Origin of the sequence: Dysgonomonas sp. HGC4 (genome assembly GCF_001261715.1) — a bacterium.
Lineage (GTDB): Bacteria > Bacteroidota > Bacteroidia > Bacteroidales > Dysgonomonadaceae > Dysgonomonas_A.
On the sequence record NZ_CVRU01000168.1, the window covers coordinates 1 to 22745 of the forward strand.

The 22745-nt window shown below is 36.1% G+C and carries 10 protein-coding genes, 1 tRNA gene and 4 pseudogenes; 10 read left to right on the forward strand and 5 right to left on the reverse strand.

Going from position 1 to position 22745, the window contains the following annotated elements; translation table 11 throughout:
* The 4 genes from HGC4_RS16275 to HGC4_RS16290 all read left to right on the forward strand — a co-directional run.
* A partial coding sequence (locus tag HGC4_RS16275; protein WP_157258353.1) for a leucine-rich repeat domain-containing protein occupies positions 1–1012 on the forward strand: 1012 nt, incomplete at its 5' end.
* Between the two features lie 61 nt (positions 1013–1073).
* A complete protein-coding gene (locus tag HGC4_RS16280; protein ID WP_050711201.1) occupies positions 1074–2360 on the forward strand; it encodes a leucine-rich repeat protein in 1287 nt (428 codons plus the stop codon).
* Between the two features lie 4 nt (positions 2361–2364).
* Positions 2365–8466 carry an RHS repeat-associated core domain-containing protein gene (locus HGC4_RS16285; RefSeq protein WP_050711202.1) on the forward strand — a complete coding sequence of 2034 codons (6102 nt, stop codon included), beginning with the start codon at positions 2365–2367 and terminating at the stop codon, positions 8464–8466.
* Between the two features lies 1 nt (position 8467).
* On the forward strand, positions 8468–8989 hold the full coding sequence (locus HGC4_RS16290) for a hypothetical protein (RefSeq protein WP_050711203.1): 522 nt from the start codon (positions 8468–8470) through the stop codon (positions 8987–8989).
* A 209-nt stretch (positions 8990–9198) separates the two neighbouring features.
* Here the strand turns inward: HGC4_RS16290 and HGC4_RS16295 are convergent, their stop codons facing one another.
* The 3 genes and pseudogenes from HGC4_RS16295 to HGC4_RS19315 form a co-directional block, all read right to left on the reverse strand.
* The gene (locus HGC4_RS16295) at positions 9199–9801 is read right to left on the reverse strand and encodes a recombinase family protein (RefSeq protein ID WP_050711204.1); all 603 of its coding nucleotides are present in this window, start codon (positions 9799–9801) and stop codon (positions 9199–9201) included.
* Between the two features lie 112 nt (positions 9802–9913).
* Positions 9914–12268 (reverse strand): annotated as a pseudogene (locus tag HGC4_RS16300) (Tn3 family transposase).
* A gap of 123 nt (positions 12269–12391) precedes the next feature.
* Positions 12392–12802 (reverse strand): annotated as a pseudogene (locus tag HGC4_RS19315) (DUF4158 domain-containing protein); the annotation flags it as partial.
* Positions 12803–13332: 530 nt separating this feature from the next.
* On the opposite strand from HGC4_RS19315, the pseudogene HGC4_RS19320 reads away from it, so the two are divergent.
* Together HGC4_RS19320 and HGC4_RS19325 are read left to right on the forward strand one after the other, a co-directional pair.
* Positions 13333–14144, forward strand: a pseudogene (locus HGC4_RS19320) (Tn3 family transposase).
* Positions 14117–14338 (forward strand): annotated as a pseudogene (locus HGC4_RS19325) (Tn3 family transposase); the annotation flags it as partial. The pseudogenes HGC4_RS19320 and HGC4_RS19325, both read left to right, overlap by 28 nt.
* A gap of 177 nt (positions 14339–14515) precedes the next feature.
* Here HGC4_RS19325 and HGC4_RS16320 read toward each other — a convergent pair.
* A tRNA-Met gene (locus HGC4_RS16320) sits at positions 14516–14589 on the reverse strand.
* Positions 14590–14941: 352 nt separating this feature from the next.
* On the opposite strand from HGC4_RS16320, the gene secDF reads away from it, so the two are divergent.
* The 3 genes from secDF (at position 14942) to HGC4_RS16335 (ending at position 19948) form a co-directional block, all read left to right on the forward strand.
* Positions 14942–17839 (forward strand): protein translocase subunit SecDF, encoded by a 2898-nt coding sequence (secDF, locus tag HGC4_RS16325; protein ID WP_050711207.1) that lies wholly within the window; start codon positions 14942–14944, stop codon positions 17837–17839.
* 198 nt (positions 17840–18037) lie between these two features.
* Positions 18038–19207: a MalY/PatB family protein gene (locus HGC4_RS16330; RefSeq protein ID WP_050711208.1), complete on the forward strand. Its 1170-nt coding sequence runs from the start codon at positions 18038–18040 to the stop codon at positions 19205–19207.
* Positions 19208–19327: 120 nt separating this feature from the next.
* Positions 19328–19948, forward strand: a complete 621-nt coding sequence (locus HGC4_RS16335) for an FKBP-type peptidyl-prolyl cis-trans isomerase (RefSeq protein ID WP_050711209.1) — start codon at positions 19328–19330, stop codon at positions 19946–19948.
* A gap of 117 nt (positions 19949–20065) precedes the next feature.
* On the opposite strand, the gene HGC4_RS16340 is transcribed toward HGC4_RS16335, so the two are convergent.
* A complete protein-coding gene (locus HGC4_RS16340; protein ID WP_050711210.1) occupies positions 20066–21538 on the reverse strand; it encodes a DUF3943 domain-containing protein in 1473 nt (490 codons plus the stop codon).
* 235 nt (positions 21539–21773) lie between these two features.
* Between HGC4_RS16340 and HGC4_RS16345 the strand changes: the two genes are divergently transcribed.
* Complete coding sequence (locus HGC4_RS16345; protein WP_050711211.1) at positions 21774–22616, forward strand: TerC family protein; 843 nt, start codon at positions 21774–21776, stop codon at positions 22614–22616.
* Positions 22617–22745 lie beyond the last annotated feature (129 nt).

The following is a 22745-nucleotide window of genomic DNA, read 5'->3' on the forward strand; positions in this document are numbered from 1 at the left end:
AAATCGTTGGGGTACTTTTACTGGATGTGGTGAGCATGTCATTTTACCTACTAATATGACAATTCTTCCTGTATGTATTTTTTATGGTTTTAAAGGTAGTGTTGATTTACCTCTGACCTTAGAAGATATAAGCTACAATTCATTTACAAACTCCAACTTAACCAAAGGGCTTATTCTTCCTGCAAGCTTAAAGAGAGTCCAAAATAATGCGTTTTCTGGTATGACTATTCCTTCTCTAGACTTTTCTGCTTGTATTAACTTGGAGGAACTTGGTGAACAATCTTTTAATGGATTTAAGTCAAATTTGGGTATTTTAGATTTTTCAAAAAATAAATCTTTGACACGTTTTTTAAAGGAAGGTCTAAATCGTTGGGGTACTTTTACAGGATGTGGCGAGCATGTTATTCTACCTACTAATATGACAGTTCTTCCTCCATGTACATTCTATGGTTTTAAAGGTAGTGTTGACTTACCTCAAACGATTGAAACTATTAGCTTCAGTTCATTTTCAAATTCAGTTTTAACCAAAGGGCTTATTTTACCTGCAAGCCTGAAAAAAGTTGAAGATAATGCCTTTTCGGGTGTGTCGGCACCTTCTCTAAACTTTTTGGCATCTATAAATTTGGAAGAACTAGGAAACAATATTTTTAATGGTTTTAAATCTAACCTAGGTATCCTTGATTTTTCTACAAATAAATCCCTTACAAGATTTTTGAGAGAAGGTATGGGGCGTTGGGGTACCTTCACTAATTGTAATCAACACGTTATTCTACCAGTCAATTTAACAGCTATTCCTTCATGTTCCTTTTATGGATTTAAAGGCAGCGTTACTTTCTCTCCAGTATTGGAGACAATAGGCGAATCAGCTTTTGCAAACTCGGTATTAACTAAAGGGATTGTCTTTCCAAACAGTTTAAAGACTATCGGCACAAAAGCCTTTTACAATAGCACAATTCCAAGCGTAAGCTTTGAACAAATGGATCCAGGACAATCTGGTGTTTCATGTTTTTAATCTCCGAAGAAACTTTTCTTTATAAAAACAAACTAATGGAAATTAAAAATAAGTAAACAATATGAATTCAAAATATATCACTATTGTATTATGCCTGCTATGGGGTATTCTCCCACTACAATCTCAGACTAATACTAAAAAACAACCCTCTCTCGAAGAGATCGGTACAAGTGCATTTCAAGGAGCTACAATCGGACAAGGAATGATTCTTCCGGCTTCTTTAAAAAGTATTGGCAATAATGCATTTCAAAATGCAACGATTCCCTGTATGAATTTCACTAAATGCATAAATCTTGAGCAAATAAACCCCAATGCTTTTAATAGCACAACCTTGACAAATGCTAATGTTCTGGATTTCAACAACAGCAATAAGCTCCGCTGTTACATAAGCGGCACACAAAGTGGATCCAGTTTTGCCAACTTTAGCGGTGAAGTAATTTTGCCGAGGGAAGTAGTCATGGCCTTACACAAAAATTCATTGAAAACCATAGCAGAAAGTGCTTTTGAGAATAGTACAATTGGCAGTGTTGACTTTCTGGGATGTGCAAACCTTGAAGAGATTAGTGCAAATGCTTTTCGTAATATGAAATTAACAGAACAGGTAACTATTGACCTGTCAGTTATGGTTAAACTTACTGCAATAGGAAATGCAGCCTTTCAAAAAAGTAATCTGACCAAACTTATATTGCCTAGCTCTTTAAAGAATATTGGAAACAACACGTTCGAAGCTTGTACAAGTCTAGCTTCAATAACTAGCCACAATAGTACACCTCCGACATTAGGAACTACTGTTTTTAATGGAGTAGACACAGAAATTTGTAAATTATTGGTTCCCGAGGCCTCTATTACCCGATATGCAAAAGCTACACAATGGGAAGATTTCTTCAGAATATTAGCAATTGGTTCCGAACCAATAGAACCTGTAGACCCAGAAGAGGATTGGGAAGAAATTGATGTTCAAATACCTTCTGATGAATGTTCAGATAAAGATGCAAATCAAATCCTTTTTACATACGATCCAGCGGGGAATAGAATCAAAAGGGAAATTATTCTAGCAAATACAAGAAGTGCGGAACAACCTGTCTCTTTCATAGATATAGTGGATAATCAAAAAGTTGTTATTTATCCTAACCCTACTCGTGGGGCACTGACCGTTGAAGTTTCGGGAACCGTTCCGGGTAAATCGGACATAATTCAGATTTACAATATGCAAGGGCACTTAATAAAACATCAGTCGATGGAAAATATCCGGACCAGCCTAGATATCAGTGCCCAACCTAAAGGAGTATACTTGATGAAAATTATCATCAATCAAAAAGCGACGACGTGGAAAATTATTAAAGAATAAGTAAATGAAAAAAATTATTATATATATCATCGGATATTTGTTCATTGCAAATATCCACGCACAGACAACACCTTTACCAATCTGGCAAACAAATATATTATCATGGGATACAGAAGGATATCCTAATAGTTACCATTTAGATAAGCAACGTCCGGTGGGAAGCATACCTTTTCAGCAAGAAGTATCTCCCAATGGAGCACTAAACTATGCTATACCCATTGAAACATATCCCGGTCGGAACGGCTTACAACCAAACATAAACTTGTCTTACAATAGTCTATCAGGTAACGGGATTTCCGGAATGGGTTGGAATATAGGAGGATTGTCTGCAATTACCCGTACCAACTCAACCCTCTACTATAATGAAAAAGTTAAAGCAGCTGCATTAACAGAGGACACTCCTTTCATACTAGATGGAACTCACCTTATTTATAATGGTACTACATCACACTTGATAAGTGAAAGAGGGCACATCGTCGTACATAAATACTCTGGATATTTTACAGCGTTATTTCCTAATGGGAGCAAGGCTATATATGGTTTTAGTGAAAATACACAAGAAAAAATAAACTATCCTATTACCAGAATGGAAGATGCTTTTGGCAACTATATCGAATATTCTTATGTAGAAGATAATAATGTGTATTATATCTCAGAAATAAAATACGGAGCAAGTGAAAACTCGGAGCATTTTGCTAATATCAAGTTCCGTTATTCTAACAGAGATGATATTACTCCTTACTATTTTGATGGCTTGCAAGTACAACAAACAAAATTATTGAAAGAAATTACCACTTATTTCAATGGAAATTCTTTACAATCCTATGTATTACACCATGAAAGTAAGGCAGAGAATTTTTTACGCCAGATTGACTTGGTAGCAGGTGGACAAGCATTAAATCCATTGGTATTTTCCTATGGTCAAAATAAACAGATAGAGATACTCACCAAAGAACAGCAACTCAAAGGATATATAAAGCAGCCTTCCGATAATTTCGCTAGAGGAAAGGCAAACCTCATTTCAGCTAAATTCTCAGTTTCTACAGGTAGGTCGGGATTGATAGTATACCCTATGAAGTCAAATTATAATATTTCATCGGAGACAGGCTGGATGTATTCCAGTTATTTAGAATCAGACACTGCCTATATTTATTCTGATTTAAACAATGCAAATCTTTCAGCTCTTAAGATATCGTTGAAAGGTGAATTTTGGTCAGAAGGCGTAGGAGGAAAATTCAGAGAAGTTTTAACCGCCGATGTAAAAGGAGATGGAATAGAAAAAGTAATCAAGATTAGTGAAAGTTCACCAAAAACAAAAAATGATGTTACTCAACAACTACTTCTTAATATATATGATGTAGATAGCACTCGTTTGTCTGAATATAAGAGATATATTATTAATGCAAAAGTTCCGTTATTCTCTATTAAGAATACATATGCCACAAATTTTATAAATAAGAAGTATCTGACCGGAGACTTTAATGGAGATGGAAGAATTGAGCTTTTATTATTTACTTTTAATAAAGATGCTGTAGGAGGGAATCATAAGAGTAATACCACATTGATAGACTTAAATCTGGGAGAAATAGAATATGAAGCTGAAACCTTTGATATAGATCCCGAGGACTACGTGGCAACAATAGACTATGATGGAGATGGAAAGAATGATATTCTTCATATTAATAAAAAAGGGCTATATGTATATAGTTTTGACGCGAATAATGGATTTACCCAGCAAATATTCGATGCAAGCATCAATTCGGATCTTTATGACTATGTAGGCGATCGTGCCGGAATTAAAGATAAGTTTCAAACTTTTGCATTAGGAGATATCAATGGTGATGGAAAAACAGATATCATAATAAGCCCTAGAAGAGGAGAAGAATGTCGTCGTCCTCCATGCGCAGAATGGTCTAAGACATGGACTATTTTATATTCCAAAGGCGCTGGTCTGCAATTCGGCAAAACTGAGATGGAACTGAAATCCTTTTCATCATCATCAAACTATTTTCTACAAGATATGAATGGGGACGGACTTCCGGATTTAATAGATGATTTTGCAGGTAAGGTTACTGTTTATTTTAATCAAAATGGGACTTTTGATATGGAATCAAGTGGTGTGTATTATCTGGAAGGAGCTCCACAGTTAACTTTCACTGATGTACTTTATAATAACCAGACTACTATTTTAACAGGCGTCAAAAACGATAAAGTTTCTTTAATAAGTACTTCCATTAACAACCGTATTGCAAATTCTTTAACCTCTTCAATAGATGGGACAGGAATCATTTCCAAGTATAGTTACAGTACATTACTGGATAAAGATGTGCATACTATTACCAATTCAGTTGTGGCTTTCCCTTATAATAAAATTGTTGCGAGTATGAATGTTGTTAAAGAAGTATCCGGCTATAAAGGTGCAGAACGCATAGCATCATCCAGTTATTCCTATAAAGACGCTACCATACACCGGCAGGGTTTAGGGTTCGTGGGTTTTGGAGGAATTCAGGTTATTAACAATCTCAATAATGTAACCACTTCTCAGACGTTTGACCCATATAATTTCGGGGTACTTAAGCAAGAAGATTCTCCTCTTAGCAATACAGAATATGATTATGATATTCGTATTGCTGAAAATAAATCCCAGACAATCAACCTTACAAAAAAAGTAACAGTTGACAAAATAAAAGGATTTACTGTTACAGCAAATTATACTGATTATGACGATTACGGTAATGTAGGTAAAGAATCTATAGATTATGGAAATGGAACAATAACAGAGAAAAGTTTAAAATACAAGAATGAGGCAGGGGATGTATTTTCATATTTTCTGGGACTGCCCCTAGAAGAAATCATGACAAGCACACGTAATGGGAAATCAGTGACCCTAAAAAATGTATTGAGCTACAAATATAAGAATCTGCCAGAATCAAGAACATCATATTATAACAACAATCAGGTATCTCAGGAAACCTATGGTTATAATAATAAGTGGGAACGAATTACAGTTTCAGTAAAATCATATAGCTCTGAAATATTACTTACCAAAAGCTACGAATATGATTCTTCTGGGCGCATAACAAAAGAAACCGATCCCATGGGCTTTACTACCACAACCAATTACAAACCGACCACCGGATTGGTAGAAAATGTAAAGAACTATAAAGGCCATACCATCACTTATGAATACGATACTTTCGGTCGGAAAAGTAAAACTGTCTATGCCGACGGTTCTATAGAAAGCGGCACATTGACTTGGGTTGACTCTCCAACCGGAGCTCTGTATGTACGAACGATGACCACTACCGGTAAACCCGATACTCAAATCTATTATGATGTACTGGGGCGTGAAATTAGGAAAGGACAAAAACGTTTCGATGGTAACTACCTTTATACCGACTATGTGTATAACGAAAAAGGACTGTTGGAAAAAACTTCTATGCCTTTTAAAGGTAATGTTCCTTCCTTATGGAATACATTTACATATGACAAATATAACCGCATTACATCGCAATTATATGCTTCGGGTAAGAAAGACAGCTATGCATACAATAAAAATAAGGTAAAATCTATTGTTGACGGCATTGCTACTATCAAAACAACCGATGCTACAGGCAAGGTTATTCAGATATCAGATCCTGGAGGTATCATTACTTATACTTACCGTCCTGATGGGCAACCCGATTCTATTAAAGCTCCGGGGGGTATTATAACTTCGTTTGGCTATGACGATTATGGACGGCAAACGACTATAAACGATCCGAGTGCCGGCATAAGGACATTTGTTTACAACAATGCAGGTAATATCTATAAAGAGACTGATGGAAATGGAAAGAGTGTGCAAATGACTTATGATAATTACAATCGATTGAAGACAAAAGAGATTGTAGGCGAATCCTCTGCAAGCTATAATTATAATCTGGATGGGTTATTAGACAAAGAGACTTACTCCCATGGTCTTGTAAGAACCTTTGGATATGATAATCTGTTAAGGAATGATGTCATAAAAGAATCATTTACGGATGAAAATAGACCCAAATGGTTGCAAAAAACTTATAGTTTTGCCAATGGTAATATAGCATCTACGAAATATGATTCACATTCGGGAAATATCACTACCGAAGTCTATACCTATAGTAACGGATATCATACTGAAACCAAAATAGCTGGAAACCTGACTGTCTGGAAACTGGCAAACGAAAATGATATGGGACTGCCTACCCAGTCCCAAACGGGAAATATTCAACGAACTTATGGCTACGATGCATTTGGGCAACCTACAACACGTAGTGCAAAACAAGGGGATAATATCATTCAGGATTTTGCATACAACTTTAATGTACAAACAGGAAATCTGAACTGGCGTAAGGATAATTCTCGAAACAAAAAGGAAGTATTTAAATACGATAACCTAAACCGCCTGACTCAATTTAACGGCAATATCCTAACCTATAATGCCAAGGGTAATATTACAGAAAATAACGAAATAGGTAAATTTGGTTATAGTTCGCTAAAACCTTATGCCATGGAATGCGTAAATCCTTATGGAGAACATATTCCCTTGCGGGAGCAAAGTATTACCTATAATGCTCAGATGCGTCCTGTAACGATTATAGAGAATGATTTTGAAACCAGTTTTACTTACGATGTGAGCGGAAATCGTCTGAAAATGCAAACAAAAAAAGATAATCATATCACGCTGTCTCGTTATTATTTAGGTGGTCAGTATGAAATAGACGAAAAACAAAACAGTGTTGAAGAACGTTTATATTTGGATGGGGATGCATACGGTGCGGCGGCAGTGTATATCAAACAAAACGGAGTATGGAAGCTATGCTATATATTACGGGATTACCTGGGTAGTATCACGCATTTAACGAATGATCAGGGAGCGGTACTGCAGGAGTTGAGTTATGATCCTTGGGGACGACTTCGAAATCCTGTTACACAAGAATTGTATGCATATAACGAACAGCCTGAATTAGTTCTTGGGCGAGGCTATACAGGGCATGAACATCTGAGTGAGTACGGTCTTATAAATATGAATGCCCGGTTGTATGATCCGGTATTGGGTAGGTTCTTATCGCCTGACCCATATGTACAGGCTCCATGGCTGACTCAGAGTTTCAATAGGTACAGTTATGCATTTAATAATCCGTTGAGATATACTGATCCAAATGGGGAGTTTAGCTTTTTAGCCGGGGCTCTTATCGGAGGATTTTTAAATCTGGGTTTCCAAGCTATGATGGGCAATATAGATGGTGTAGGAAGTGCATTTGCAGCCTTTGGAATAGGAGCCTTAGCCGGTGCTACGGGTATGGCTACCGGAGGTTTAATTTCAGGCACAGGGTTTATTGCCGGAGCAGCTTCCGGTGGACTTTCCGGTGTAACTTCCGGTGCTATACTGGGAGCTGGTAATGCATGGGCATCCGGTGCCAGTTTCAATGAGGGATTGTCATCTGGGCTTAGAGGAGGTCTTCTCGGAGCAGGTACAGGCACAATAATTGGAGGCGTTGCAGGTGGTATTAACTCTGTTAGAAATGGAGGTAACTTCTTAACAGGAAAGGGATATACTCGAATATTTGAATTGCCAGTGGGTAATGATAATACGGATCTTGGAGGAGATGCAGCACTTAATCAGTCTAATTTAGAGGAAATTAAAAAAGAACTTGGCTGGAAACCGGGTAAGTTTAGTTTAGAAAGTATAGATATCGACGGAAGTGTTGATATTACTACAGGTAAATATTTATACTATCGTAGATTTGATGGTATTCTTGAGAAATCTCCATTAATGGGAGGGGTAACTACAGAATTAAAAGGTTTTGTTAACCCAAGTCCAAAGAATCTATTCCAAATGAAATCGGATATGTATTTATCATTTCATAAAACAATTTATGGTCTAAAACTTACTGTTAACCATGAATTAATACATGTTTATCATTTAGCACTGGGGTTGAGAACTGATATGTATTCTGAATATTCTGCGACATCTAATACAGCAATGTATATACCCGAGTATAACTTGAACTTAAAAGAAATGATTGAATATAAATCCGCATTTATTCGAGGATATAAATGGCCTAATTATTTACTTAAAATTAAATAATATGATAAAAAGAATGAAAATATATGTAGTCTTTATTTGTCTGTCCTCATTTTATAGTGTTCTTGCTCAAAGTAACTATATTAGTGGAATATATTCTAATGCGACAAGTTCTTCTATTGTATTGTCACTTGATTGCACAAGAATGAAATTCTCAGTATATAAGGCTGAAAGTTCGAATCCTAAACCGGAAGATGTTGTGATAACTTATAATTATATAAGTGGAAACATTACACTGAAAAAAGACTATATTATATGTAATGATGAAAAAACAAAAAAACAATATAAATTAAAAGTCTTGAGTGATGAACGTCTTAAAAATTGTGACATACCGTTTGTAGAGGATACTTTATATGTGATTGTAAAACCAAAATCTCAGAAAAATGGAGAAAGATATATGGGAAGGTGGAAAAATGGTAAAAAAGATGGTTCTTGGAGATTTATTACTAATACAGGTAAAGACTACTATAAATTCTACAAAGATGGCAAACTAATAAAAACAGGTAATCCAAAAGATTTAAAATAGTTCTGAAAAAAGCATATCTTAGTTTAATAGGATATGCTTTTTAGGTTTATACTTACAATTAAAGTATGAATTAACCCATGCCTACCATTCTTCTTTAGGGTTGAGTATGACCAATGATGGACTATAGGTTCAGTTACCACATAGGTTCTAAGACGGCAAACATAACTGTATCTACTGTATATCAGCAGTTAAATAAAAATTCGTTAATTCTATTTATTTTTGACTTTGGAAATTGTATGACGAGAACATCCTAGCAAGTGCTGAATCTGGCTGTAACTTTTACCCACATCCAACAAACTTTGAATTTTCTTGTGAAGTTCTATGTCGTGCGGTCTGCCTTTATATTTGCCTTGTATCTTTGCTTTTAATACTCCTTCTGCCTGTCTGCGTCTTCGATCAGTATAGTCCTTTCTGGCTGTAGCTGCAAGAATATCCAGCATCATCGAATTTACAGCTGATAATATCCATTTTTGAAACTCATCGTCTATTTTTGAAAAATTATAGCTGGTAGGTAAATCCATTGATATTACCTTGATGCCATTATCCAATATGGTAGATTTTAATTTGTGCCAATCCTCTTCTGATAACCGGGTTATCCTGTCAATTTGCTCTATCAGTATCGCATCTCCCGGTTCTGCGGTATCCAATAGTCTGAAAAGCTCGGCACGCTCAAGTTTTGCTCCGGATTCATTTTCGATGAACCAGGCTGAAATCTTCACATTTAAATTTTGTGCAAATTCAGACAACGTTTCTTTTGCCCTGAGCGCATCCTGTTCTTTGGTTGATGCCCTTAAATAAGCGTATACTCTCATTGGCTGGTGCATTTTAAATAGTTCCTTTAATTTAGTGCAATATACATCAATTTTTCATATAAATGCACCAATAGATTAGTAGTTCATGACAGGTACACCTAAATAACACTGCTTAAGTTGCAATACTTAAACGCTCATTCATATCGAGTTCAAATACTCCGTATGGATTTACATGTGCATAGATCAAGGGGGATAGTGCCCTGTAATCTTCAGCGGTTAGGATATGTTCCCACTCTTTAGCCGATGTGATTTGTTGAATCATCAACGTATTTACATATACAAGGCATATCTGTACCAGATGTAATGATAATACAGAAAGCTCCTGGTCTTCCAACTTGTTGGTTGCAACCTCTCCGCCTTTTCCGAAAAAGATAAATGAGTTAGCTGAATTCCAGTTCTCAACAACATTCAAGCCCTCGTGTATTTCTCTGCGCAATTCTTCCTTTTCGAGGTATTGACATAAGAAGATTGTCTTTACAGCTTTACCAAGTTCCAATAAGGCTTTATAGGTCGGATGAGTAACGTTGCCTCTGGTGAACCGTCTCAGGATCGCTTCAGGATCGGCTGTGCCCTGCTCTAATGCAGTTGTATATTGAACCATCTGATCGTATTGATGAGTGATTAACTCCCAATTGATAGGTCTGGTCAAAGCAGGTGTTAAGTTCTGATAATTTTCAGCCATACCGACATCGGGAATATATAATTTCTGTTTTGATATATTCTTAAGCCTGGGCATGAGGTTAAATCCCAACAAATAACTGAAGGCAAAAGCGATTTCACTTTGCCCGTGTGTATCGACATATTGCTTTTCCACAGACATTTCTGTGCAATGACGAAGTACACCTTCAATCATGCTGGCAACTTCAGAAGATGAACAGCGTTTGAGCTGGGAATAAATGCAAACGGTTTTTTTCTCCACATGCCAATAGATCATAACACCACGCCCTCCATAGCGGATATGTCATTCGGTCATCAGGTTTTGATCCCATGAGCCAATTTTCTTAGAATCGGAAGCACAGGCTGTCGTGCCTTCTCCCCAGAGACCGGGATTTCTTATCCCAAATGCCGCATTCACAACTTTGGCAATAGCTTCTCTTTACGCTGATTTATAAATATAAGATTTCCTGACATGCAATAGTTCCTTGTAGCCGACTCCATGCCGACCAACCGATACGCGTTTTAATCCGGTATTGGTTCCCAGCCTATAAAGGCAAAGTAATAAACGTTTTTGAAGTTCATTCCGGTGAAGCCGCTCACTGGAGCGTTGGGTTCTGAAGCATTCTGTAAATCCAATTCTTAAATCTGCCTCTTTCAATATATCTAAAAGGCTTGTCATTGGCCAGGTGGTTTGAACCTGGCCCTTCAGCCTGTTGATGTTGACAGGCTCCGCTTGTTCAGTCAGGGGGGATAAAGAGATGTGATTTTTATTGTTCGCCAGTAAGCGTACTTGCTTGTTGCCGGGAATCGATTTGTTTAATGAATAAAGAGCTTTGCACATGCTTTCCCTTGTATCATCAATGAATTTGCAGGCATCTAGTGTAATACCCAGGTCTTTATAATAAAATATCCTGTTAATGTTGAAATCCTGAGGTAAATCCTCGTCCGGATTCCGATACCTGTTAGCACCTTCAACCCAAATCTCCTTGCAGCGAAGCTTTTCCCTCAAGACCTGTAAGACGCATATTTCATAATTGATCCGGTTAATTCTTCTTTGGCCGTCATCGTCAATTTCTATTGTAATTTCATGGTATTTTGGACGGACTACTCCTTCGATAGGTAGATTATCCGAAAGATAGTAATATTGCCTGCCGGAGTCTTTGTGTGCCTTCACCCACCTTAAGGTATCAAGTATCGGTCTATATATGGTATTATTTGAACAAAATTCCATGCAATCCAGGAGCTTGGGGACCATACGTCGGTAATGACTACCGTAACTGGAACGTATTATTTTGTGCACTTCTTTTTGATAACCTTTCCCAGAGGACTTATACTCTTTGACCAGGTTACTTAACACTTGTAGCCCAGCAACAAGGTAAACAACTTCTTTTACTGTGCTGTCGGGATTATTCAGGGCAGCTTCAGCTATTCGCTTCAAAAGGATATCTTTGCCATATACTTTACGAAAATCCTGCATCAATGTTTTGGTTACTTTCTTCTCTGCTTTCACTGATAAACGGTGAATAATCTGTACCAGCAGCTCTACCAGCCCGTCAATAATCTCGATTCGTCGGCTATAAAAGAAAACACTCATCAGTACATAGCGAATAGATGAAGGGTGACGTTTGAGTTCCCAAGCTGTTTCGGAAAGAGTGCGGGATCGGATGCGACTCATGATCTTAGGGTTTAAAGAACTAAGTTGTTGTTCTGGAAGTTCCAACCCGTTGATAAACTCCAGTTTTTCTATTTCTTTCAACACCGAATCGAGGCTTACTTTTCCCGGATCTGATTTAAGCAAAGTGAAATTCATAGACTCGATTTTATCTTCCAGACAATAATTAATAATATCTTTTGAGTCATCTGATAATCCATTGCTGATATTTTCGAAAAGTGATTTTTCGAATCTGGAATAGCTTGCTGTGAGGATTTTATCCAACTGAGATGCTGCGGGTCTGTGTATCTTATTTTGATGTAACCAATCATAAGTATATTCTAATGCTTCTGATGTTGACAACCCTTGGGGAAATATGGTCTGGCACAACCAATCCTGAATTTCCTCCTGATTGCTTTCTATGAATTTTCGAATTCCAAGAAAGTCTAAAATTTCTTGTCGATGATATCTGGAAAGGCGATCATTCCAATCATAACTGTAATAAGTTTCAATAGTAATAGGCAATTGTTCAGTTATATATAGCAATACTGGTTCAGCAATATTTTCCGGTTTCGAGGGAAAACAACCAAAATATTTGTAATATTTAAATTGAACTGCAACTGCAATATGATTTTTGTAAGGTTTCTTCTTCAGGAACTCTAGTTCTTCATAGCTTAGAGACCAATGTTCACTAAGTTCTTCTGCATTCTATAATTGTTTCATAGTTTTAGATAAAAGGTAAATATAAAATTCAAAAATAGCAATTTAAAACCAATTATCAATTATTATATGTCTAATAAACAGATAGATATATCAATGTTTTCCGTTTTGACTGCCTATGTGGTCACTGGGCCGAATTAGGTGTCGCTATAGCAATGAAAGAAGCTTTACGTTCCGGAGATCTGTTTGTTCCTAAAAGCAAACAGCATGTACCTTTTGGGGATATGGTATTAAACCCACATCATTGGCAGGAAATCCGCGAAGCTGTTTATGAAAATTTGCAACAGCCCTGTCAGGAGGATGTCAAAGCCTCATTAATTCTACAGTTTCACCAAAGCATAGGTATATCCCAGAAGCAATTTGACTCGGATACATTTGCAGAAATTAAAAATGGAAGCCTTAAATTAAAACGAGATGACAAAGCCGATATTCCGGATTCAGTAATCAAGTTACAAAAAGTCATTGATGCCAATATGCCTTCTATACGAATAGAACAGCTCTTAATGGAGGTGGATAGGCAAACCAACTTCAGCCGTCATTTTATCCCTGTGGGAAAGCATCATTCAAGACCTAAGAATTTCTACAAAACTCTTATTTCAGCGTTGATATCCCAGGCTACTAATTTGGGTGTTGTTTCAATGAGTGCTAGTGTTAAGGATTTAAGTATCGATATGTTGCGCCATGTACTACAGTTTTACATCAGAGAAGAAACCTTATCGGCTGTCAGTGCCGAAATAGTCAACAAGCACCATCAATTACCCTTCAGCCAGATGCATGGTTCTGGGACTGTTTCTTCTTCTGATGCCCAGCGGTTCAAAATCAGAACGGATAGCCTGCTGGCTTCCTATTATCCCCAGTACTATGGCTATTATGAGAAAGCAATAGGTATTTATACCCACATATCCGATCAATATGCTGTATATAATATAAAGCTATTTCCTGCGGACCCAGAGAGGCTTTGTATGTTTTGGATGGTATCCTGGCTAACAATACTATTCTTAAAATACGTGATCATACTACAGATGCACATGGATATACTGAAATTATTTTTGCTCTGTGTCATTTACTCGGCTATAATTTTATGCCACGGATTCAAGATTTAAAAGATCAACAGCTTTACAGATTGGATTGTAATGTTGATTATGGAGTATTTTCTCTTTTACTAAATAAAACGGCTGATCTAGATATAATTGAAGAGCAGTGGGATACTATGATTCATGTAGTCCAATCTCTTAAAGAAAGGATTACTCCTGCCCATGTTATCGTTCAACGTCTGGCCAGGGGGAGTTTACAACCGGCGACTATCAGGAAATAATGAATAAGGCTACTTCTCCGAGTCTGGTATCTAATGCAATACTTTACTGGAATACTTCCAGAATCAGCGATATTGTGGATAATTTGCGGATGCAAGGGGAAGATATCAGTACTGAGGCATTATCTCACATCTCTTTGCTCCCTTATAAACATGTGCTGCCTAATGGCACTTATTTTATTGATGACACAATCTGAAATAGATTTACTAAAACTGAAACTTACGGTTTGATAAAGTAAAATTCACTCCAAACCGTAAGTTTCTGTTCAAATGCCCCCGCGGGTCCTATTTATAAGGAAAAGTGTTATGTACAATCTATGTATAGCAAAAATAAAAGAGGCTTACAATAGCTTGTAAACCTCTGATTTTCATTGTAGCGGGACCGAGAATTGAACTCGGGACCTCATGATTATGAATCATGCGCTCTAACCATCTGAGCTATCCCGCCATGCCTCATTAGCGGTTGCAAAAGTATGGCAAATATTTTGTATCCGCAAGCCTATTTTGAAAAAATATAAGTGTATCTTTGAAAATATTTTTTAAGATATTGATAACTAATGTCTAATAGATGTTGATTAGTTGCGAGGATTGGTGGTTTTTAAAATAAGCTACTATTTCACTTTAGAAAAAGATAAAAAAGATTATATTTGCACGCTTAAGTCGTGTTCTGAGCCGTTTCTTATGATATATCTGCATTATTATACTATTTAAATGTATTTATAACTACAAAAGGTTTTGGAATCTATATCATTGAAAATTAAATATTAAAATAAACAAATAGTAACAAAAGTAACTTTAAAATGCAAAACAAGGGATTTGTAATAACTTTTGCCATTTTGTTGACTGTAGTTTGCTGTTTTTATTTATCCTTCTCCTTTGTGACGAGATATTATGAAAAACAAGCTGCGGAATACTCTAATGGTGATCTTAATGCGCAGAGTCATTATCTGGACTCTATTTCTACAGAAAAAGTATGGTTGGGATATACCCTAAAACAAGCCAGAGAAAAAGAAATCGGTTTAGGTCTTGACCTTAAAGGTGGGATGAACGTTATTCTTGAAATCGATGCTGCTGCTGTATTGCGCTCATTGGCTAATGAAGAAGATGCTCAATTCAACAAAGCTTTACAACAAGCTGTAGAAGAAAACCGTAAAGGAAGTAATAAAGACTTTATTACTTTATTTGTAGAAAAATATGAAGCTATTGACAAATCTGGAAAATTAGCTATTGTATTTGGTGCAAGATTAAAGGATCAAATAAGTCCAACGGATAATAATGCTACTGTAAAGAAAGTTCTTGAAAAAGAATTACAAAGTGTAGCAGATAACTCTTTCAATGTATTACGTACACGTATTGACCGTTTTGGAGTTGTTGCTCCTAACATTCAAAAACTAGATCGTGCAGAACGTATACTTATTGAGCTACCAGGTATTAAAGAACCTGAACGTGTAAAGAAACTTTTGCAAGGAAATTCAAATCTTGAATTCTGGAAAACTTATAATCTTCAAGATATTCAAGGTTATTTAGGTGCTATCAATTCAAGAAGTACAGAATTATTAGCGGCTAAAACACCAGCAAATAATGTAGTTGTAGCTGATTCTACATCTTCTGATTCATTGTCGGTAGCTTCTGTTACTCAAATAGAATCAGAATCAACTCCAATGTTTACAAAATCATTATTCGAATATTTTGATGGAAAATGGGGTGGCGGTTCTGTTGTTGGTATAGCTGACAGAAAAGATACTGCATCTATTAATACAATATTACGCGCATCTAAAGATTTGTATCCAACAGATCTTAAATTTGCATGGGGCTTTAAAGCTATTGATGATAAAGAAACTATATTCCAATTATTTGCTCTTCGTGGTGATGGTACTAAAAGAGGACCAGCTTTAGACGGTGAAGCTATTGTTACTGCAAGTGCAGATCAGATACAAGGTCAAGGTTGGGGTGTAAGCATGCAAATGAACTCAACTGGCGCAAAACGTTGGGCTGCTATTACAGGAGCTGAAAGAGGTCGTTCAATTGCGATCGTTCTTGATGGTTATGTTTATTCAGCACCAAATGTAAATGACCGTATCGAAGGAGGAAACTCTTCTATTACTGGTAATTTCTCAGTAGAGGAAGCGAAAGACTTAGAAAACGTTCTTAAATCTGGTAAAATGCGTGCTGGTGTACGTATTGTACAAGAAGATATTGTAGGACCATCTCTTGGTGAAGAAGCAATTCAATCGGGACTTATCTCTTTTGTTGTAGCACTTATTGTTTTAATGGCATATATGTGTTTGGTTTATGGATTCATTCCAGGTATGATTGCAAATGCAGCTTTATTGCTCAACTTGTTCTTCACTCTGGGTGTCCTGGCGTCCTTCCATGCAGTTCTTACCTTACCAGGTATTGCAGGTTTGGTACTAGCCTTAGCGATGGCGGTTGATGCTAACGTTCTTATCTATGAGCGAACAAAAGAAGAGTTGCGAGCAGGCAAGAATGTGAAGACTGCCGTTCAGGATGGTTACAAACATGCATTCTCTGCGATTTTTGACTCTAACTTAACTTCTATTATAACAGGTTTAATCCTTTATAATTTTGGTACGGGAGCTATCAGAGGTTTTGCTATTACTGAGATCATTGGTATATCAGCATCATTCTTTACAGCTATCTTTATGACCCGTTTGGTTTACAACTATGGTTTCTCTAAAGGTAAGTTTGCTAACTTGACATTCTCGTCAAAACCACTTAAGAATTTCTTAATGGATACTAAGATTAATTTCTTGAATCTACACAGAAAAGCTTATGCGGCATCTTTGGCAGTAATCATACTAGGTATCATTTCTATATTCACACTTGGATTAAACAACGGTATTGACTTTACCGGTGGACGTAACTATATTGTACGTTTCGATAATCCTGTAAATACAGAAGAAATAACAGATGCTCTTAAACCTGTACTAGGCGAAGAGTCTATGGTTAGTGTTATTACCATTGGTTCAAGCAATCAAGTAAGAATAACTACTAACTATAAGATTGAAGATGCTAGAGACGAAGTTGAAACTGAGATTAAAGATAAAATGAATACTGCTCTTAGCAGTTACATCGCATCGGGTAAAACTATTGATGACTATATTCAAAGTTCTCAAAAAGTAGGTCCTAGTGTGGCAGATGATATGAAGACGGCAGCCGTAGGTGCAGTTATTCTGGCTATCATTTGTATGGGACTATATATCTTACTTCGATTTAGAGATGTGGCTTTCTCTTTAGGAACAATTATTGCTGTTGCTCACGATGCTGCTATTGTGATCTTCGCATACTCATTCTTCCACAAGATCATGCCATTCTCTTTAGAAATTGATCAAACGTTTATTGCGGCAATCTTAACAGTAGTTGGATTCTCTATTCACGATAAGGTTGTAATCTTCGACCGTGTACGTGAGAGAAGAAATGCATTCCCTTTAAGAGATATCGCATTAAATATAAATGACTCTCTAAATACAACTTTAACTCGTACAGTTAGTACTTCTTTAAGTACAATACTTGTATTGATCTGTATCTTTGTATTAGGTGGTGATTCAATCAGAAGCTTTACTTTTGCAATGTTACTAGGTATTATACTAGGAACATATTCATCAGTATTCATTGCGACTCCGGTTGCTTATGATTTCTTAAAAAGAAAAGAAGATAAAGCAAAAGCTGCGAAATAAAAAATACTTATAAAGTATATATAGCATAAGAGGCTGCCCAATCGGGTAGCCTCTTGTTTTATCTATTAATCTTCGTTTTTTAATAAAATATCCCTCTTTATTTTACTATCTTTGTAGTTAATTTAAATTATAAAGAGACACTCAACAGAGATAGTCTTATTATAATATTTACAATACCAAAATTGACCAATTCTGAAAATGGGGAAGTATAATTTTGATCAAATCATAGATCGCAGAGGAACTAATGCTCTAAAAACAGACGTTTTAAAAGAAAGATATGGTAGTGAAGATCTAATACCTTTATGGGTTGCAGATATGGATTTTTTATCGCCTCCAGCGGTTACCGAAGCTATTATAGAACGTGCGAAACATGGTTTGTTTGGTTATACATGTCCTTCTCAAGAATATTACAATTCGATTATTAATTGGGTGAAAAGAAGTCACGATTGGACTTTAGATCAACAATGGATAACCTTTATACCTGGTATTGTAAAAGGAATTGCTTTTGTAATAGATTGCTTTTCAACTAAAGAAGATCATGTAATAATACAGCCTCCTGTATATCATCCATTCAGAATTATACCAAGCCTACACAAGAGGAAAGTTGTTGATAATCCTTTAGTATTAGAGGCTGGACAATATAAGATGGATTTATCTGATTTGAAGAAAAGAATAGATACTTCGTCCAAAATATTAATACTTTGTAATCCTCATAATCCGGGAGGTAGAGTTTGGACTAAAGAAGAGCTAGCCGATTTGGCAGATGTATGTTATGACAATGGCATACTTGTTATATCGGACGAAATTCATTCAGACATGGCTTTTGAGAACAATAAACATGTTCCGTTTGCTTCTGTTTCAGAGAAGGCAGCTCAAAACAGTATAACGTTTATGGCTCCAAGCAAAACCTTCAATATTGCAGGTATTGTGAGTTCATATTCAATTATTCCAAATGAAAAGATAAGAACCAAATTTAACAATTATCTAAAGAGTAGCGAATTAGAAGAAGGTCACATTTTTGCTTATCTGGCAGCTCAGGCAGCATACGAAAAAGGAGAAGAATGGCTAATTGAAGCTAAAGACTATATTTGGGGAAATATTCAATTTGTTGATCAATTTCTAAAAACAAATATCCCTCAAATAAAAGCTATGATACCTGAGGCATCATTCCTAGTATGGCTTGATTGTAGAGAATTGGATTTGACTCAAAAAGATTTAGTATCACTATTTGTAAAAGATGCTAAATTGGCATTAAATGATGGTATGATGTTTGGCAAAGGAGGAGAGGGCTTTATGCGCTTAAATGTCGGATCACCTAGATCGGTAATCGAAAAAGCTCTAAATAACTTAAAAGCTGCAATTAAATAATAAATAAAACAGAACGCATTCAACAAAAGGGCATGATTCTTGTTATGTATTCTGAGAAGACTAAAAATAGCCCGGAGTAAAATTGGGCGATTGAATATTAAGTAATATAAAATAATCAAAATGAAAATTTCACCTAATAAATTTGTTTCGCTATCTTATGACTTGAATGTTGGCGAAGGTGACGAAAAAGAGTTAATGGAAAAAGCAACTCCTGAGCAACCACTTGAGTTTATTTTTGGAACAAATTCTATGCTTGAAGCTTTTGAAAAAAATGTAGACGGTTTGGCTGAAGGAGATTCTTTCGACTTCATTCTTACTCCTGATCAAGCATATGGAGAATATGACGATGAGCATTTAGTAGATTTACCTAAAAATATATTTGAGGTTGATGGAAAAATGGACGAAAGCGTAGTATTTGAAGGAAATACTATTCCAATGATGGATTCAAATGGCAACAGACTTAACGGATCAGTAGTATCTGTTAGCGACGATGTTGTTAAAATGGACTTTAACCACCCTCTAGCTGGCGAAACATTACACTTTACAGGTAATGTATTGTCAATAAGAGAAGCATCAGCTGAAGAAATTGCAGCATTATTTGCACCTCAAGGTGGAGGATGCGGATCAGGTTGTGGTTGTGGTAGTTCAGATGATTCTGAAGGATGCGGATCAGGTTGCGGTTGTGGAAGCTCAGACGAGTCTGAAGGTTCTTCATGCGGATCTGGTTGTGGATGTCACTAATCTAAAGTATAGATAGATATACAAAAAGGACAGGCTTTTATAAGTCTGTCCTTTTTTATTTTGTATTGACTCTTTTAGAGTTTCTACTGTGTCCCCCAATTCTTAATTAAACTTATATTAGAATTTGTATGTTAGCATCAGTCGTCCTTCTGCTGTTACCGAGTACACATCATTGTAATATTTGTAATGGGTAGAACGCCTATATCCCGTTGCAGTTCCTGTTAAATGTATCTTATCTCTCAATTTGAGATCAACCCGAAAGGTAGTTAGATTAAATGTTGCATTCGAATTATCCCCTTGTGCATTCAGGTGTTCATAATCTACATTTTCGAGGTCTGTTCCTTTGGCATAACCTTTCCATGTAAATAGCCTGTAACCTTCATATAACCACGATACACCAACTTTATCTTTATATGAAATATTGATTCCCGTTTTCCAACCAAAACCACTTCCAAGGTTGTAGTTTCTGTTCGACACCCTATAGTGGTCACTCAAGCTTGCACCTAATATAATTCCATTAAGATGGACGTATGAGTTAAAATTCCAATCAGCAAAACGTTTACTTTTATGTATAAGCCCCACACCTACGGTTGCAGGAGCTGCCAGTTTATATGGTATTTCATTAGATTTTTTCGAAATAGTATCTGAATCATAATAATCGAAATGTTGGTAAATACCTATTCCCAAATAATCCTTTGAAGAATCAACCAATTGACTAGCCCAAAGACGTCCGATAATATTTATTTGCCCCAACATGGGTTGAGATTCTTGTATATTCAAATTGGCTTGTATCGTAAAATAGTCAAAAGGCTTGGTACTTTCGTCTTCATAACGATCTCCATATTCAACACTAACAGTAGTTGTAAAACCAATCCCTTTATCTAAAATTTCATCTTGTAATTCTAATACCCTGACTCCTGCTGATATCTCCGCGCTAATCTCAGGAATACCAAACTGACGACCCGAGGTCGACCTTTTTTTCCAAGCATCTCCATTTATTATTCTGGTAAGTCCTCTAGATGGAGATATAAGGAAACCGAAAAATTCGCGTCTAAACCTTTCTCCTCCTTTTTTACGATCATCATATACCAAATCGGAAGCTCTATAGAGTACCTCTCCCAAGGCCATACCTCCAATTGGAGTAGCAATTATATCATTAGTTGAAGGGGGTTCATTTTCTAGAAATAGCTCCCACATGGCACTTCCTCCTAAAGCGAACGCACCTGATTCCCAATAGTTAAAACCTCTAGACCGAGCTGAATTATAGTATAAACTACCATGATATGGATGCAGAAACATATTTGTTCCAATTTGATCGTTATCCCAGTAGAATCCTTTTTTCAAATTGTTACTTATAGAATTAAAGCCTATATATGCAAAATCTTCTTTCATTATATAACGATCGAATGCCCAAATAGACATATTAAGTGTGAAGATTTGAGCAGCTGCTCCCCAACCCTTCTTTTTTGAATAATATTGCAAATCTAGAGAATCTGCAGGGATAGATTTTGTAGTTTTATGTCGTAATAAATGCTGGGAATAAACACTAAATGGTGCTAATAGAGCTATTATGAGTATATATTTCTTCATCAAGAATAGAAACTTTAATTTTAAATAGGCTTTGTGTGCATAGCGAAAAGAAGTTGCAAAGATACTTTTGTTTTTGGAGATAAGAAACCTTACTCTATTTTATTCTTTGGGTAAATACAATCATCAAAGGATGTTATCTGAAAATATAGAGACGATTCACTTTTAATGACAACCAATACCTATTGATATATATAATAAATTAAATTTGTATCAAATTTATAAATAGACTTTACTTATGGAGATATTAGAAACGTTTTTGCTTCCTTCCGCATGGATCGCTTTACTAACCCTAACTTTTCTCGAAATAGTATTAGGTGTTGATAATATTGTCTTCTTGTCAATAATGTCATCTAAATTACCTCCGGAGCAACAGCCCAGAGCCAGAACTATTGGTTTGAGTTGTGCCATGCTCTTTAGAATATTGCTATTGTTTTGTATTTCATGGCTAATGAAATTGACTCAACCCATCATAACTATTGATACATCTTGGTTTGATGGCTCTGTTTCGGGACAAAGCTTAATTGTATTTTTCGGAGGTCTGTTTCTCTTATATAAAAGTGTGACAGAAATACATCACAAACTAGAGGGAATGGAAGAGCATGGACGAGAAGCCAAGAAAACCAGCTTTATTTCTGTTGTAGTTCAAATTATAGCTCTTGATATTGTTTTTTCTTTTGATAGTGTTCTAACTGCTGTTGGTTTAGTTAGTTTTAATGAATTTGGTTATGTAGGCGCTATGTCTATTATGGTTACTGCTGTGGTTATTTCAGTAGTTATTATGCTACTATTTTCAGGCCCAGTAAGTCGCTTTGTAAATACGCACCCGACTATTCAAATATTGGGACTTTCTTTCCTTATTCTGATAGGGGTGATGCTACTTGTAGAAGCTGCTCATTTATCTCAAATCTCTATATTTGGTTCTGTTGTCGGAGAAATACCAAAAGGGTACATTTATTTTGCAATAGCATTTTCTTTATTGGTGGAATTCTTCAATATGAAGCTAAGAAAACGATCAAAACCAGTTCAATTAAAAGATTCTGCATTGGTGGATAATAAAAATAAAGAAAACAATAAGTAATTTTTCATTGAATCCATTTTAGGAAAAGAGTGCTATTTGTAAATTAGTTTGATTATAAGTATTATGGAAAACAAAGAACTGCTAAAGCAAGTTACCTCTAAAGCTAATATATGGTTAGCAGGGGATTAT

Coding starts and splice junctions, on each gene's coding strand:
- HGC4_RS16280 (WP_050711201.1), top strand. CDS start 1,074: ATGAATTCAAAATATATCACTATTGTATTATGCCTGCTATGGGGTATT.
- HGC4_RS16285 (WP_050711202.1), top strand. CDS start 2,365: ATGAAAAAAATTATTATATATATCATCGGATATTTGTTCATTGCAAAT.
- HGC4_RS16290 (WP_050711203.1), top strand. CDS start 8,468: ATGATAAAAAGAATGAAAATATATGTAGTCTTTATTTGTCTGTCCTCA.
- HGC4_RS16295 (WP_050711204.1), bottom strand. CDS start 9,801: ATGAGAGTATACGCTTATTTAAGGGCATCAACCAAAGAACAGGATGCG.
- secDF (WP_050711207.1), top strand. CDS start 14,942: ATGCAAAACAAGGGATTTGTAATAACTTTTGCCATTTTGTTGACTGTA.
- HGC4_RS16330 (WP_050711208.1), top strand. CDS start 18,038: ATGGGGAAGTATAATTTTGATCAAATCATAGATCGCAGAGGAACTAAT.
- HGC4_RS16335 (WP_050711209.1), top strand. CDS start 19,328: ATGAAAATTTCACCTAATAAATTTGTTTCGCTATCTTATGACTTGAAT.
- HGC4_RS16340 (WP_050711210.1), bottom strand. CDS start 21,538: ATGAAGAAATATATACTCATAATAGCTCTATTAGCACCATTTAGTGTT.
- HGC4_RS16345 (WP_050711211.1), top strand. CDS start 21,774: ATGGAGATATTAGAAACGTTTTTGCTTCCTTCCGCATGGATCGCTTTA.